This is a genomic window from Paenibacillus sp. 1001270B_150601_E10 (genome assembly GCF_015558675.1).
Taxonomy (GTDB): Bacteria; Bacillota; Bacilli; order Paenibacillales; family Paenibacillaceae; genus Paenibacillus_B.
This window is the reverse complement of the sequence record NZ_JADMOL010000003.1, coordinates 495,935-511,809: the sequence shown is the minus strand read 5'-3', so window position 1 is coordinate 511,809 and position 15,875 is coordinate 495,935. Positions and strand designations below refer to the sequence as shown.

15 protein-coding genes are annotated in these 15,875 nt (G+C 44.5%); 11 read left to right on the top strand and 4 right to left on the bottom strand.

All coding sequences use genetic code 11. The features are described 5' to 3' along the window. The first annotated feature begins 41 nt into the window (after nt 1-41). The 6 genes from I2H74_RS10910 (at nt 42) to I2H74_RS10885 (ending at nt 7,498) form a co-directional block, all read left to right on the top strand. Nucleotides 42-1,067 (top strand): hypothetical protein, encoded by a 1,026-nt coding sequence (locus I2H74_RS10910; protein ID WP_195573964.1) that lies wholly within the window; start codon nt 42-44, stop codon nt 1,065-1,067. 152 nt (nt 1,068-1,219) lie between these two features. After that, nucleotides 1,220-1,804: a hypothetical protein gene (locus tag I2H74_RS10905; protein WP_195573963.1), complete on the top strand. Its 585-nt coding sequence runs from the start codon at nt 1,220-1,222 to the stop codon at nt 1,802-1,804. A 20-nt stretch (nt 1,805-1,824) separates the two neighbouring features. Then, nucleotides 1,825-2,391, top strand: a complete 567-nt coding sequence (locus I2H74_RS10900) for a hypothetical protein (protein ID WP_195573962.1) — start codon at nt 1,825-1,827, stop codon at nt 2,389-2,391. An 81-nt stretch (nt 2,392-2,472) separates the two neighbouring features. Further along, a complete protein-coding gene (locus I2H74_RS10895) occupies nt 2,473-2,934 on the top strand; it encodes an SMI1/KNR4 family protein (protein ID WP_195574087.1) in 462 nt (153 codons plus the stop codon). Nucleotides 2,935-3,137: 203 nt separating this feature from the next. Continuing rightward, nucleotides 3,138-4,130: a MerR family transcriptional regulator gene (locus I2H74_RS10890; RefSeq protein WP_195573961.1), complete on the top strand. Its 993-nt coding sequence runs from the start codon at nt 3,138-3,140 to the stop codon at nt 4,128-4,130. Between the two features lie 209 nt (nt 4,131-4,339). Beyond that, nucleotides 4,340-7,498 (top strand): ATP-binding protein, encoded by a 3,159-nt coding sequence (locus tag I2H74_RS10885; protein WP_229106554.1) that lies wholly within the window; start codon nt 4,340-4,342, stop codon nt 7,496-7,498. 110 nt (nt 7,499-7,608) lie between these two features. Here the strand turns inward: I2H74_RS10885 and I2H74_RS10880 are convergent, their stop codons facing one another. Both I2H74_RS10880 and I2H74_RS10875 read right to left on the bottom strand, forming a co-directional pair. Next, on the bottom strand, nt 7,609-8,682 hold the full coding sequence (locus tag I2H74_RS10880; protein WP_195573959.1) for a hypothetical protein: 1,074 nt from the start codon (nt 8,680-8,682) through the stop codon (nt 7,609-7,611). 86 nt (nt 8,683-8,768) lie between these two features. Further along, nucleotides 8,769-9,311, bottom strand: coding sequence for a hypothetical protein (locus I2H74_RS10875; protein ID WP_195573958.1), 543 nt, complete (start codon nt 9,309-9,311; stop codon nt 8,769-8,771). A gap of 162 nt (nt 9,312-9,473) precedes the next feature. On the opposite strand from I2H74_RS10875, the gene I2H74_RS10870 reads away from it, so the two are divergent. Next, nucleotides 9,474-10,247 carry an SMI1/KNR4 family protein gene (locus I2H74_RS10870; RefSeq protein ID WP_195573957.1) on the top strand — a complete coding sequence of 258 codons (774 nt, stop codon included), beginning with the start codon at nt 9,474-9,476 and terminating at the stop codon, nt 10,245-10,247. A gap of 54 nt (nt 10,248-10,301) precedes the next feature. On the opposite strand, the gene I2H74_RS10865 is transcribed toward I2H74_RS10870, so the two are convergent. Continuing rightward, nucleotides 10,302-10,676, bottom strand: coding sequence for a hypothetical protein (locus tag I2H74_RS10865; protein WP_229106553.1), 375 nt, complete (start codon nt 10,674-10,676; stop codon nt 10,302-10,304). Between the two features lie 179 nt (nt 10,677-10,855). On the opposite strand from I2H74_RS10865, the gene I2H74_RS10860 reads away from it, so the two are divergent. The 3 genes from I2H74_RS10860 to I2H74_RS10850 all read left to right on the top strand — a co-directional run bounded on the left by I2H74_RS10860 (nt 10,856) and on the right by I2H74_RS10850 (nt 13,269). After that, nucleotides 10,856-11,590: a hypothetical protein gene (locus tag I2H74_RS10860; protein ID WP_195573955.1), complete on the top strand. Its 735-nt coding sequence runs from the start codon at nt 10,856-10,858 to the stop codon at nt 11,588-11,590. Between the two features lie 152 nt (nt 11,591-11,742). After that, the gene (locus I2H74_RS10855) at nt 11,743-12,363 is read left to right on the top strand and encodes a TetR/AcrR family transcriptional regulator (protein ID WP_195573954.1); all 621 of its coding nucleotides are present in this window, start codon (nt 11,743-11,745) and stop codon (nt 12,361-12,363) included. A gap of 57 nt (nt 12,364-12,420) precedes the next feature. After that, the gene (locus I2H74_RS10850; protein WP_195573953.1) at nt 12,421-13,269 is read left to right on the top strand and encodes an alpha/beta fold hydrolase; all 849 of its coding nucleotides are present in this window, start codon (nt 12,421-12,423) and stop codon (nt 13,267-13,269) included. Nucleotides 13,270-13,393: 124 nt separating this feature from the next. On the opposite strand, the gene I2H74_RS10845 is transcribed toward I2H74_RS10850, so the two are convergent. Continuing rightward, a complete protein-coding gene (locus I2H74_RS10845) occupies nt 13,394-14,407 on the bottom strand; it encodes a DUF4303 domain-containing protein (RefSeq protein WP_195573952.1) in 1,014 nt (337 codons plus the stop codon). 252 nt (nt 14,408-14,659) lie between these two features. Here I2H74_RS10845 and I2H74_RS10840 point away from each other — a divergent pair, with 252 nt between their 5' ends. After that, the gene (locus I2H74_RS10840) at nt 14,660-15,739 is read left to right on the top strand and encodes an ankyrin repeat domain-containing protein (protein WP_195573951.1); all 1,080 of its coding nucleotides are present in this window, start codon (nt 14,660-14,662) and stop codon (nt 15,737-15,739) included. Nucleotides 15,740-15,875: the final 136 nt, after the last annotated feature.

The following is a 15,875-nucleotide window of genomic DNA, read 5'->3' as shown; positions in this document are numbered from 1 at the left end:
TCGCAAGTAACACTGAAAAGTTTATTCGAGGAGGATGTTATATGCGGAAGATATGGAAAAGAAAGATTCTGATTGATAATCCCGTTGAGCTGAACCGGGATCAGATCGAACAGGATCTGCTCGCCGGCAACCAAGTAATCGTCCAGTTCTCTCACCCGGACTTATATGGCACCATCCTGGAGGAAGTAGATGAACTTTGCGCTCATTTCGATGAAAATTTCGGAGTACGATTCTACGGTCATTACTCTCTTTCGTTTGATGGTCATACGCTCTTTCGGATTCCCCATGTTAAAATGCTGCATCTCAATAGTCTCACCCATGCGCATAATACAGAAGCACTGGCTGCACTGAAGCACTTGCGCAGTTTGCATTTGGGCATATACGAGCTGGAGAATTCGAACATTTTGGGAAGTGATTCGCTGCGGTCTTTAAGCGATTTAACGATTTTTTCAGAAAAAAAGATTCTTAATCTAGAATATGTTAAAGAGTTCTCCCGTCTAGAACACTTGCATGTCGGAGGAAAGGTGAAAAATCTAGATGCTGTAGGCGATCTGAAGAATTTGAATTATCTCGCCCTGCATTCGATCAGCAAAATCCCGTTGCATTTTGTTAACCGATTGAAAAGGTTGAAGCACCTTCGCATTTTGCTAGGAGGCCGAGAGCATATTCAGGAAATTGAGGAAAATGAAATGGATAATTTGGAGATTTCCAGAGTACGCGGTTTTCAAGACCTGTCCAATATTGCAAACTTCAGAGCGCTAACGAGTCTTTTGATCGAGGATCAAAATCAACTGCATGAAGTCCGCTTTGATCAGCAAATGAAGTCACTAAAGGAATTATCCATTTGGAATTGCAAAAACTTGGCGCATATATCGGGAATGGATCAATTGCCTTCGCTGCTCAAGCTCCGCATGATCAAAACGGCCATCGATTTCGATTCCTTTATCCACCAAAAGCTTCCTCATTCCTTATCAACCGTGGAATTTTTGACTACCAAAAACAAAGTGGACCAAGAAATTCAAGAAACCTTGTCTAATAGGGGTTATCAAAAATGGAGCAGCTTCTAATGGCCAACATTTTTCCAAAATGCAGGTAAAAAGTAGGTAGACTAAGAGCAGGTGTTCACTATAATGGAAATAACAGGCATATAAAACCATTTTGCTGGATATGACATGAGGCAGTTTCAATAAGAAAAGAGAGCTAGTGAGGAGGCTAACCTGTGGGAAGATCATTTGCCAATTTGCATATTAAATCGAATAATCTTGAGAAGACAATCGAAGCATTAAAAGACTTAAGCGAAAAGGATGCCAACGTAATAGGGAGATCGCCCGAAAATGAATCTATAGAGCCTCAAGTGATCATGTACGTGAGCAGCAGCAATGAGAAATGGATCAGCGTGCTCCACGATTATTTTGTATGGGGAACCGTGAAGAAGATCGGCAAAGCGCTATCCCGTCATACCGAAGAGCCAGTGATGACAGTTGGATATATGAATGAGGAGATATTCGAGTTGTCGGTGTTCGAAAGTGGAGATATTCAAGCTGAAAGAATCTTTTGTGAACCTTGGACGAGAAGTGAATATGAACTCAAAGAAGCGCGTCTTCAGGATGACTATTTGCAAGAAGCGTTGGATATCCATCCGGTAGATTTCGGCAACCTCATAAGCATGACGAGTCCAGAACAAGCCGTTGATAAGCTGTCAGAGCTCTTAGGAATGTCGATATGGGGTGATGCGGAGTGGATCCCGTATGAGGAGGAGCTCAGAAATCGATTTAGAAAATATGAATTCGATGTTACGAGTTGAATTTGTTTTAGGAGGAATGAATGAAATTATCTTTTTTACTAGATACACATGGAACGTGTGTAGGCCAATTAAGAGATGAACTGCTGCCGTTAGAAGAATTAGCAGAAGCATGGACGTTTCCGTATGACGTTCTCTTCATATTCCGTGTTTTCCCTGAGAGTTATAGTCGAAAAACATTTAGACGCTTTGATAGCCGGGATCATGCTCTCTATTTAGACATCAGCATCAGCTACGAACAGTATCAACGGATGTCCAAAAATGAACAGCGCGAAGCCTTAGGCATTTTCTTCTATCACTATATGTTAGAGTCTGTTGCAAAGTATAACAAGCATGCGGATAAGGAAGCACAAGGACAATTGCTAGCCCAGGTGAAAAGTTGGATGCTAGAAAACAATTGGTTGGATGGAAACATTCATCAAGCAAGGGGACTTCTTGCTCAAAATATGGGGCTTTACGAGGTCAGCCAGCAATTGAAAATGCCTCTAGAAGAAATCGAGTATATCTATCTTCGTATGAATGATGATGAACCAACCGGCGTTCATCCAGACAATATTGCAGCAGAAAAGGCCCCGCCATATCCTTTCTAGCAGGTAGGTGTACAAAAAACCGGATGTGGGCATATTTACGTCTGTTAACATAACGTAGGGTGAGGAGAAAGGATGAAGCACATGTATGAGCGTTTGGCAGACAAACTCGAGACGACGACTTCCGCTTTAAAATGGTTTCCTGGTCACGGAGCAGAAGAAAGCTGGATCGTGGAAGTCGAACAGGAATTAGGATTTCGTCTGCCGCCATCTTACCGCTGGTGGTTGGTTCATTACGGCAATGCCCGGTTGAATGGCGGGGAAATTCTAGCGATCTCTGCTCCGGAACATAGAGAGTATGACGATAGCGATCTTCTCTACATCCACAGGCTGAATATAGCCGAGGACTGGTGGATTAGCCGGTTCCCGAACAGACTAGATTTGTTCGTTCCGGATAGCGACGAGCTTTATTTTTTTGATACGTCTTCCAGAGATGAACAGGGTGAATTTCCGATTATGTGCTATGATCTCATGAATGAATTGATCGACAAATATGCTTCAACGTTTGCGGAGTTTCTAGAGCGGCTGATCGACGAGCGCTCATAAATGATAAAGATTCAGGAATGTACCATCCTGTCGAAAGCGATGTTTCGCGTTAACCATGACGAGTTGGGTTTCCCGTGGCCAGGACATGTTTGTCCTGGTTTTTTACATGCGAGATATTCTAAGCGTGCAAATGAAAACGTTAAACCTACCTGTTGACTTTGACGTCGTGTCGTCCTTTAAGCTGATGATGAAAGGAGGATAACATGGAACTGCACACCATCAGTGAAGTAACAAGAAAATATCAACTCTCAACACGAACACTTCGATACTATGAGCAAATTGGACTGCTTAGAAGCTCGAAGAAGGAGGGGTATGCTTATCGCACCTATGACAAAGGTTCGTTGAGGATACTGGAACAAATATTAATTCTTCGCAAGCTTAGAATTCCATTAAGAGACATCCAATCCATTCTGCAAAATGAAGAGTCTCGCGTAGCTGCAGCTATCTTTCAAAAGAAGATTAAAGAGTTATCAGATGAAATTACGGCAATGGCTTCGGTTAAAACGATTCTAGAACAGTTTGCAATCTCCCTAAATAAAAACACTGATGTAGAGATTGGCCCGGAATTATTAGCGGACGAATCCATTCGAAAGATCATTGAAGCCTTGCCAGCATCAAGATCCAATTTAAAGGAGCATACACTCATGAATAACGGGAATAAGGTTGAATATCACGGACATCAACTCAACGATGTAAGAATCATATATGTGCCACCTTCATCAGTCGCTTCCATACATGTTGTAAGCGGGTCGCCTGAGTATGATACGGAAGTAGAACTTAGACAATTAATGATTAGTACGGATCTTGCTAGTAAGAAGCCTGATCTACGCCATTATGGCTTCAATCATCCGACTGGAGTCCAGCCCGATGGGACTGACCACGGGTACGAACGATGGGTCACCATTCCAGATGACATGGAGGTGCAAAAACCATTTGTTAAAAAGTTTTTCCCTGGTGGTTTATACGCTGCCCATATGATCCCAATGGGAAATTTCGAGGAATGGCATTGGCTTGCAGAATGGGTGGAACAGAGCAGTGAGTATGAGCCGAACTGGGGAGATCCTGAGTGCATGCATGGATCAATGGAAGAGCATTTGAATTATTTGAATCAGTATCAGCTGAGTGTAGAGGACATGAACGAAGGGTTGCAGTTGGATCTGCTGCTTCCTATCAAATCTAAAGGAAAGGATGAGTAATGGGGGTAGCATAACCCTTATATAAATAGAAGCCTAGGGAATGAGCGAGAAACTAATTTCGTTCATTCTTTTTTTGATATGAAAAAGGAAAAATTGATACAGGTTAACTGTATAATAGAGGAAATGACATCTCTGTCCATTCCTTTATGAAGGTCAAGGAGGTGTCTGTTTACGCGTTGAAAAGATTAGTGCTAGGAGAGGGAAGTTTCTTGGTCAATCCTATACCCAAATACCAAATTAAAAAGGGCCGAATTTTATTAGTGCTGGGGTTATTATTCATCGCATTGTTTGGCTCACGGCTATTATGGATGGAATTGTTCCGTGACCATAAGCCAGCACCCATTCAGAATGGTCAGTTCGATTTGCGCAAGTGGCATGCAGAAGAAGGCGACATTCTCTTGCTTGATGGGGAATGGGAGTTCTATCCCTCACAATGGCTGATCGAAAGAGGACAGAACCATAGCTTAGATGAGAACAAGCGAGAACTTATCCAGGTCCCGGGAGGATGGAATGAAGCCTTGCAGCCTGACAGGCCAACTCCATATGGATTTGGTTCCTATCGCTTGCGCATTCATGTAGATCCAGGAAAGGATATCAATTACAGCATCCGTGTACCAAGCGTGCGCACATCATCGGAACTATATGTTAACGGTCGGCTGCTTACTGCATCTGGTCAGGTGGCCAAATCGGAAAATGAATATGTGGCAAAAAACCTGCCTTATTCCACAACCTTTACGGCAGATGAGGACGGCGTCATCGAACTGGTGATTCAGGCGGCTAATTATGTGGATAGTCGAAATAGCGGCATTATTCGATCGATTAAATTTGGCTCGGAAGGAGCCATTGCAAAGGAAATGAAATTCTCCATTTCGATGCAGCTTCTGGGGGCTGTTATCTTTCTTATGCATGCTGTCTATTCGCTTATTTTATTTTTAGTAGGCAATAGGGAGAAGAGGCTGCTTTATTTTTCACTGCTGGCGCTATGTGTAACGCTATCTAGTTTATTTAGCAATGATGAAAAGCTGTTCCATCAATTATTTTACATCGGCTACCAGTGGGATTTCCGACTTTCCAATGCCTCCTTTATCATAGGGGCGTATGCGTTGCTGGAGTGCACCAATCATCGTGAGCTCCCTTATTGGAGAAGAGTGTTCCCTGCTTATAGGGTGATTAGTCTGGGAACTGCAGGAATGATTTTATTTTTAGCTCCCTCCCAGGTGATTGCGCTTTTCCCCGTTTACTTTTTATTGGGCTGCATAGCTGCAGTTGTCACCGTCTTTACTATTGTAAAAATAATCATCAAAGATATAAATAAACATCTGCTGTTGCTTTGTTCGCTGCTTGCGCTCATACACCATTTTCTTTGGTCATTATATTGGCGAGAAAGCGGCATGAGTATTGTCCACTATCCGTTTGATCTTATAATCTCCATGGGATGTATTGCCTCAGTGTGGTTTAAGGATTACTTTAATATGCATGCCAACACGAAGGAGATCGCTGCGACCTTGCAAAGAATGAATGATCATAAGGATCAATTCTTGGCTAATACCTCGCATGAATTTAGGAATCCGCTTCATAGCATGCTTAACATGTCACAATCTGTGTTAAAGAGGGAACGGCATCTGCTGCAGGAGCGAAGTGTCAAAGAGCTTGAAACGGTCTTATCGGTAGGGCATCGTCTGACATTTATCTTAAACGACTTGATTGATGTCATGAGTTTAGAAGAAGGGACGCCGCGGCTTCAGAAAAAAGTGATTAGGATTCAGCCTATCGTAACGGGAGTTATGGATATGCTGCAATTTAACGCTGAAGTGAAGTCTGTTAAGATTGCAAATCTGATATCAGAGAATTTTCCTACTGTCATTGCGGATGAGAACCGCCTGATTCAAATCGTGTTCAATTTGCTTCATAATGCAGTGAAGTATACGAATGAAGGGGAAGCTCTGATTCAAGCTTTTACAAGAGATGGAAGAGCTTATGTTGCGATTACCGATTCCGGAATTGGAATGGATGAGGAGATGCTGAAGCGAGTATTCCTTCCCTATGAGCAGGGCAGCACGAGTGAGACGATGATAGAAGGCGGATTTGGGCTTGGTTTAAGCATTAGCAAGCAGCTGGTTGAGCTTCACGGAGGGACATTGTATGCCACCTCTATTCTAGGAGAAGGCTCTACCTTCACCTTTTCCTTAGAGTTGGCAAATGCGGGGATGGTTGAAGGGGCTGACGGTCCTCCTGATTTCGAATCCGTACCGCTATCCTTAATGCTGAATCAAACAATCCCAAGCGGCCTAAACAGACCGGAAATCTCCCCAACGATGGAGCAAACCTTAATTGGAGAGAGAGAGCATGATCGACCGCTTCTATTAATCGTTGATGATGACCCTATTAATCTTCAAGTGCTTGAAGCGATACTGCCGCCGGAAGAGTATGACCTCACGATGGTTACGGGCGGCAAGGAAGCGTTGGCTGTACTGGATACTAAGGACTGGGATCTAGTCATCACGGATATTATGATGCCACAGATGTCGGGCTATGAGCTGACGCGAAGGATTCGCGAGAAATTTACGCTTACCGAGCTGCCTATTCTGCTGCTTACAGCGAGAAGCCAGCCGAAAGATATTCAGAGCGGCTTTTTAGCGGGAGCCAACGATTATGTCACCAAGCCTGTGGAGGCAGTGGAAATAAGATCGCGAATAGAAGCATTAACGACGATCAAAAAGATGGTTCGCGAACAACTGCAGCTAGAAGCAGCGTGGCTGCAAGCGCAAATTCAGCCGCATTTCCTATTCAACGCATTAAACGCGGTATCTGCCTTAAGTGATATTGATCTGGATAAGATGCGTCATTTGCTGGATGAGTTCAGCAACTTTTTAAGGCATAAATTTAAATTTCAAAATATGGACGGTCTTGTTCCGCTTGAGGAAGAGCTGAGTCTCGTGCAATCTTATTTATATATTGAGAAGGTGCGTTTTGATAAAAGGCTGCAGATTATTTGGGAGATAGACGACTACGAGGGCATTCATATTCCTTTTCTTTCGATCCAGCCTTTAGTCGAAAATGCGATTAGGCATGGCGTGATGAAGCGGGCTCGTGGAGGGAAAGTAGCTATTCGGGTTACGGTCCATGAGACGCATGCAGAGATCACCGTTGAAGACGATGGAATCGGAATGAACGATACCCAATTGCAGCGGATACTAGAAAGAAAGGCTGACAACAAGTCAGGAGTCGGATTGATCAATACCGATCAGCGGTTAAAACGTCGATTCGGAACAGGATTGCAGATTACAAGTGCGTTAGGAGCGGGGACAAAGGTAACCTTCTATGTATGCAGCAAACCAGGCAGCAGATATGGCGATGGACATAGATAAAGCCCTTTAACCTATTCAGGATAAGAGGCCCTTTCATGAGAAAATAGGCATAAAAGAGGCCATCCATATGGATGGCCTAAAACATGCGGCAAGGAGTTCATGATGGTGAATTACAGATATATCCTGTGTGCATCCTCATTGAAGTGAGCGATGACATTCTGATATTGGCGAATATCGATATGGTTCTGTCTCATGATCTTCTGCATAAAGATCGAATCCGTAAACATTTTGTTGATGATGCATTCGCACCATAACGGGGTATCTTTAAAGAATTCCACCAAATCATGAATATCATCAAAGTCAAAATAAAGGATATAGCAGACATAATTCTGAAGCAGTATGCTGAAACAATGCTCGCGATAGGGATTAGTGCATTTGTTGGAGAGAAAGTCTCTCATGACATCGAACAGCGCTGTTTTCTTTTCGCTGTGCATATGTAGAAACTCATCTACGTTATTGATCAGTCGCCTTATATTCTCTAAGCCGTCTTCTGGAGGCATGGTGAGCTTGGGCGACTTCCCCTCTATGGCTCGCAACAGCTCCAGTGTGAGTGTTTTACTGGCTTGTATTTCATGTAGAGCAATGAATAATTGATCTTGGTGCTTCTCGATATTCTCGCTATAGTAATCATGATATAGCGAATAATAGTGCTCCATGAGGATATTGGTTTTCGTATGAACCAAGTCTTGTCCGCTGAATGAAAAACCGTAGAGCGTCTCCTCATTCACGGGGTGAGCATAGAGATAGAAAAAGAAGAAGAAATCTCTTAATTGATGCTTCTGTTCATTGCTTAACGCTCTAGCATCCGCCAATTGCGATAACTGAAAAAAACAGTAGTTCTTCATAAAATCATTCATGGCATTGTAAAAATCGATCTTTACGATGGACATTGTCTGGTTGATTGTATACAGCAAATAATACAAAATCAGTTCGTCATAGACATCTAGCTGTTCGAAATCAGCAGAGAGTACAGGCTTCCAGTCCGGATGGTTGACGTAATGAGCATCTCTAGGCTGTAATTCATTCACCCAATCGATAAACGTTGCATCTTCACGATCAACAAAGAATAGCTCTGCGCTGTCGTCTTCAAGAAGGCCATATTCAAAGCTATCGTTTGGAACAGGCTGTAATCCTCGGTTGCATTTGATATTTATGTATTCATGGTACAGGAGTTCAAGTGTCATCTGGCATACCTTCCTTTATACTGAGAACAAGGGACAAGGGATTGATATGAAGCTGCAAGGTGCTTTTTTTCGAAATAGGTTTACCTTTACCCGCGAACATCTTCAGGCTTCAACAGATGCAGCATTTCTTGGACAGCAGGAGCAAGCTTTTCGTTTCCGTTCAGTATTGCGGTGAAGAGGGGAACAGCCTCCTTTAACAGCAAAAAGCTGAAATAATAATACCCAAGGAAGGGTTCAGGCTCATAGCCGGGCGGCTCTTCTTGCTCCCACCATTCTTCGTCGTCTTCTTCACTCTCTGGCCACAAGAACTTCTCATTCAGCAAATCGTTCATCGTCTCGACCGTATGTTCAGCATTCATGTAGGCTATGTTTATCGTATTTGCTACCGTCAGGTACAGTTCTATCTCCTCGGAAGAGACTTCTTCCGGCATCTTGCCTGCAAGCCCTTTCAGCAGCAAGAGCAGCGCCCAAGGCGTTACCTGCCATAGGGTGCCTTGATGTTCGATCAGGTTAGTCACTTGTTCATATTGGCCAGTCTTGATGAGCTGCGGGATGTCGGCCCCTCTGCCATAGGCTGTCGTCAGCCGATGCCATGGAATATTGTCCGTTTCCTGAGTTAAGAGGTTCAAGGTGTTCTCCTCCTTTAAACGTCATAGCTACTGTTACTATATTATCATGGATGGGGAGAAACTCTCATCGGGGGAAATTTAGTTGCACGATTTTTTTCCAAACGATGGTATGATAAATGCAAGAAAAGGAATGAATTCGTTAATTAAGAGTGGTGAAACGCTTTGGATAATCGTTTTAAAGAAATAGATGCCGTTATTGAAGAGATGCAAGCGTTAGTTGCAGCACTGCGCGTGCAGAATCCTGATTTTTATGCCCGATACCCTATGAATCTATCGACGGAAGCCGAAGAAGAGACGATACGCTTCGTGACGGATCAATGGCAGCTGCCAGATGAGTACCTATACTTTTTGAAGCATTATGTGCCCGAATCGGTGAGCTGGAACACAGATGAATATTTAAGTCTTGATATTTACGGTGCGAGTGAGCTTTCACAAGGGCAATGGGGGTATCAGTATAATCCCGTAACGGATGAGGATATCTTGGATTGGCCGAGCAGCTACCTCGTCATTGCATGCGATGAAGGCGACCCGTATTGTATGGATCTATCCAGAGGGGACACGGTGATTTATACTGCGGAGCATGGAACGGGCAGTTGGGATTTTTCCATAGCTTATGATGACCTCGTTTCATTTTTACGAAGCACCTTGCTGCCGCGAGGCTTGGAAGAGTGGGAGATGGACGAGGATACGCCAGTGAACTATTACAAGCTAATGCTTACAGGTGAAGGTCAAGATAAGATAAAGACGCTGATGTTTATCAAAAAAGCATTCTCTTGTGATTATGCGCAGGCGAGAGCTTATTTGGAGCAGGTACCGTTGCTCATATATAAGGGTGTGGAGCTGCGTGCCGCAGGTATTGAGGCACAGCTGAAGAGCATCGGCGCTGATTATGACATGCGCCCCATCAGTCTAGAGGAATTCATTAGCGACCATTGATGTCGCCTGCGGTTATTTTGGGTTGGACCTCTTACCGGTGGGCGGCAAGATTCACTAACGTGGGACATAGGCCCCAACGACTTCGAAAGTCAGCGCGTTGTCTATGGTCAAGTATTTGACCTCAATCGTTTCTCCCTTTTGAAACGAGGGGATATGGATGATCGGGATGAAGGTTTCTACCACAGTATGAACAACTTCGCCATCCTGCTTGGTGACGGTCAGGTCGAGAAGCACTCCCGGTTGATCGTCAAGCTGAGAATTGGTTTGCTGAATCGCGTTAATCGTTGCCTGCGCAGAAGTACCGTTCATCAGAATGGCCTTGCGCTGGGATAGCTTGTTGCTGCGGGTTCGGAGTCCTTTGATGACAAACGTAATGGTTAATGACGCTGTGCATAGTGAGAAGATGACAATGACTAGAATAACCGTCATCAATGGGATGCACCTCACTTCTTTTTTTGGAAAATTAATCCTATATTTTGTTTTATTATAGCTTAATGAATTTTTTCAGATAAGTCCATGTGTGTTGAAAAGGTTGTTTATAATTTGGGATAAGTGTTCTCGGCACAACGCTCAGGTGAATATATAATCCAGGATGAGGAGGAATGTTCATGTATCTCGTATCCCAGCCTAAGCCGGTGATGGAAGGCAAGCATCAAGCGATTGTGCATGTGGAAGAACTTCTTTTTCCACCGGGTTACCTTCAGTTCTTGCAATCCTTTGGGCAAGGGACATATAGGGGGTGGATGAATATCCATTTGCCCGATTCAGAGGTTCTCAAGCCTTTTCCTGAGTATGAGTTATGGGAGCACGATGAATCCAGTCCCATAACAAAGCTGCAAATTGGACAATGCATCGCGATAGGTACAACGGTGGATGGAGACTTTCTAGCGATCCATCCGGAGACAGCTCAGCTGCTCTGGCTGCCTCGGCATGAGGATGCGTTAAGGGCATTATCCATACCGATGAGGGAGCAGGGAGAAGAGCAATACGCAAGAGTATTAGACGATATTTATCGTCAAGTATACGGCAGCAGTCAGGAAGGGCCGGTGTATTACGAACCTTGGACCGATGATAAGCGTCATCTTTTCCTACGCTTGCCGCCGAAGCAGGAACAGCCCACGCTTTCTAAGCTCGCCGGCATGTGCCGGGAGGAATTTCATCCTGACCTACTCATCGAAAATGAATACACCTGCATGCTGTTCTACCAACGGCTTGGCGGGTATATTCGATTCAATCTTGCAAACACGCAAGAAATCGCCATTTTTTATGAGCAGCAGGCGCAGCCCATGTTTGATGCCATGGAACAATGGCTCTTGTCAAAAGGCTGTGAAAGATACGCTTAACCTCTCTATAGCTTTCTTTGCATTATAGCGATGAGCGGTCAGGAGACCCTTTCAGACAACTGTAAAACAAAAAAGCCTCCGCTCTAATCGTTATAATCGCTTGTAGAAAGCACCTTGCATTTGCTATCATAATAATGAACGGAGGTTCATTTATGCAAGTGTTAAAAGAGGATGTTAAAGCAGCGATTCTAGCAGCTGCATGCCAAGAATTTCTGGAAAAAGGGTATAACCTTGCATCAATGCGAGGCATTGCCAAGCAGGCGAACATTTCAGCAGGCAATCTGTACCGCTATTATCCGAATAAGGAAGAGCTGTTCTATGCGATTACAACCCCGGTGTACCATCGCTTGCTTGCCTTGAATGAGCATCAGTCGGGCAAGATGCGAGAGGATGTCTCATTAACGCTGGAGCAGATGATTACACAGATTGGGCAAGTCATGAGCGGCCTTCTGCTTGATAACCGCAAGGAAATGTTGATTCTGCTTGATGGAAGCGCAGGGACAAAGTACGAGGACGCGAAAGATCAGATTGTTGCCGTCTTTGCCGAGCATGTCGAGCAGCATCTTGAACGATCAGGATATAGTTCGGGCAATCAAGCGCAATCGCAATCTATTGGCTATTCGGCTGGGTTGGTTGCAAAGCCGTTGGCTGTCAGCTTTTTGGAAGGGTTGTTCGAGATTATGCGGCTTTATGAAGATGAACAGCTTATTCGAGCCTGCATCATGAAGTACATTGACATTCTGTTTCAGGGCTTCGGTAAGTTGGTTCAGTAAATTTTTTTTGAATTAAAAATGAACAAGTGTTTACTATTCGGGTAAAGGAGAACTGCGATGAAAACCTGCATTGAAACCCCTCATGGCTTAGTGGAATATCGAATTGCTGTGCACCCCAATCGTCAGGCAGAGCGGACCTTGTTGATTATCAACGGAGGACATACGAACTGTAATTCGCTGCTTCCAGATGAGCCCTATCTGTTGGAGGCGGGCTATCGGTTGATTGTTCCATCGCGCCCCGGTTATCAAGGAACCCCATCCGCAACGGGCAGAACGGCTCATGAGGCCGCGGATGCACTTGCCGCATTAATGGATGCCCTTCAGGTCGAGCAGATTGATGTTATCGCATTATCCGCAGGAGGCCCTACTGGGCTTCAGCTTGCTAGCAGATACCCAAAGCTTGTCAGAAGGCTTGTCCTGCAGTGTGCTGTGACCTGTGAATGGCCGGATGCTAGGCAGAAGCGTATTGCTTCCTTGCTGTTCAGACCTGGGATTGAGCGGATTTTTTGGGCATTATTCCGGGGGATGCTGAATACTGCTCCGCGGTTTACACTATCCAAATTAATGGAAAGCCTAACCACCTTAAACGCAAAGACTATCATAGAGACACTGGATGATAAGCAGCTGCACACGATGAAGCAGTTTGTTGCAACCCAGCGCTCCGGTTCAGGATTCATAAATGATATTCAACACGATAGTGGCGATCTATCACGGATTAAAGCGGAGACGTTGGTCATATTCAGCAAGTATGACGGTACGATTCCATACCGTCATGTGGAATACGCAATGGAGCGAATTCCTCATGCGAAGCTTTGTTTAACAGAGGCGGAGAGCCATCTTATGTGGTTCAGCCCACACTATGCGCAGGCACGCGATAGACTGCTGCATTTTCTGCTGGAGGACTAATGAAATTGATTGACGTATTGAACAGCAAGCTCCTCCCTATTCAGGGGGGAGCTTGTATATGCGGCAACAATATCTGCTTTCGTAGCAATAACACCAACGATTTCGTCGCAACGTGGGAAATTCATCAGGTGAGATTCCTGAAATTTCCCAGCACCATGTCCAGAATCAGCCTCGTATCCGGCTTAAGCTCGCCGTTCATCTGTTCTTGAATAGATGGTACGATTGAATCGCTGAGCCGGATCAGCTGGTCATACGCTTCGTAATTGGTTCTCCAGAATTGATACGGGCTGCCTTCCCCGAATTCTCCCTTATCAATAACCTTCACCCAGTGTTGGACCTGTTCATCAACAGGCTTCTGCTGTACGGCCTTTACGGCTTCTTGGAATTCCAGATCCTTCTCTTTCACGTCAGGCATGGCTTTATATAGCTGCTCCTCGTGGACACATTTACGAATCAGCTGGCTTGTGGTCAAGTAATCGCCTCCAACGCCATCCGCAGCAGAGACATAGGCGATAAAGTCATCCGTGCGCTGGAGCTGTTCGAAGTCGTGCTGCAAGCGGTGAATGACATCAATCGCAATCAGGAACAGCTGGGAATCGAAGAGTGTCTTCTCGAATATATAGTTTTGTTCAATATCGAGAAAGCGAGGCTCCTCCAAGCTGACACAATGGAACATGCCGAGCCATTTCTCCAAACGCTCAGGCATATCCTCGTACATAAAAGGGAAATCTCCCTCTGCGTATTTCAAATCGGAGTAGAGCTTCTCACGAATTTCATGTTCATCTTTATTGGGATGTCGCTCGCGTTCACGAGTATAGTAATCCTCTACCATTTCGTTCAAAGTGTTCTGGTTATTGATATAAATGACATAGCTGCCGTGATAGGTATCGGTATAAATGGAGAAGGTATACACGTCCTCGTTGTTTCCTTCCGTGATATACTCCTCCACTGCCGATCTGCAATATTCATATAAAGCATCCTCTATATGTTTTGCGCTCACGAACATTCCTTCCCTTAATCGGGTCGAATCGATCTCTACGATCTGCTTATCGGGGGTGCAGAGGATATAGCTTCCGCTGCCCTCTAGTTCTCGTTTTCCACTAATCAGTTTGCTGATGTCTACATCGTAAGCACTCATATTGGAGCAACTCCCTTTTGTATTTAGCATTAATGCCATATTCAACGAGCGAGAGAGCTCTTCCTGCCAAAAGGCAGAAATATAGAATAGACAGTCAGTCATAGGAAGCAAGTGTTGCTGCCGCAGGCCATTCTCGATTACAAATGCAAGAAGGCAGATGACCGGCATCTATTTAGGGCCTAGGCCTTGTTGTGTTTTTCCGTGTTGTTTCCTATACTCTTGTAAAAAGAATTGGGTAAAGGGAGAATATGGATGATTGCGCTAAAAAATATCGGTAAATTTAAAGAGCTTCCCCCCATTGCGATGCATATTCACGAGGGGAATATTCCTGCCTTGCAAGACGAGCTTGCAAAAGGGTGGGATATCGAAGAAGGCATTGTACTTAGCCAATATACGACACTAAGCCCACTGGAACTGGCATTAATATCAGAAAGGCTGGATGTTGTGAAACTATTGGTTGAGAACGGCGTCAATCTGAACATCAAACAAAATCCAGCCTTTTTACTCGCGGTTCGCTATTGCAAGGAAGACATCGTTCGCTATGTTGTTAAGCAAGGTGCGAAGCTGGATATGCGTAATCGTGTGGGGTCGGGTGCTTATACACAGGCTTATTACGGCAATAAAAGCAATATTCCGCTCATTCAAGAGCTAGGGTTGGATATCAAGATACATGGTGGTGCTGTCCTGCGCCAGGCTGTATCTGATCATGATCTGAAACTAGCGAATTATTTGCTTGATCAGGGCGTGGATATCAATTATAACGAGCCAGATATGGTCTATCCTTATCAGGCAACCCCATTAACGGTTGCTGCACGTATGGGCAATATGAAGATGGTCAAATTTTTGATCGAACGTGGTGCTGATGTATCCAAAGCTGAAAAGGATGGGGAGCGGCCGTATACGATTGCCGTCAGCAGCAAGAATGCTGCTATGGCCGAATACTTGAAGTCATTGGAGCCTGCCGAGCTGCATGATGTGGAAAACAAAAAGCACGAGTTGAGGAAATATAAGCTGACCGATGAACTGATTGCGTTTCTAACAGGAGATCAGCTGCGCCTGAAGCTCAGTAAAAACGATTATGATATCCAGCATATCGATTTTTTTACCCTAACCGATACGGTGGAGATGAAGATTGGGCGTCAAAAGGTGCTGCGGCTGTCAGCTGATATCGATCAATACTCTGCTCTGCAGCTGGTATGGAATCCAAAGAAAAAAGGCTCAATCGGATGCTATGATATGGAGCATCAGGAGTATGCGGATTTATGCAGCTTTCAGGAATTCCTCGCAGAACCTGATCATTACCTGATCAAGTTCCTTGAGGGAGCATTGTAAAAGAATAACCGCTGCTGTACACACGTGTGGAAGCGAGTGTAAGGCAGCGAATTTTTATTGCGAAGTATGGTTCTCACTTGTAATTGTGTTTTGAAAATAGCCAGTGTGCCAAAGAGCAGTGAACCAAGGAGAGGGA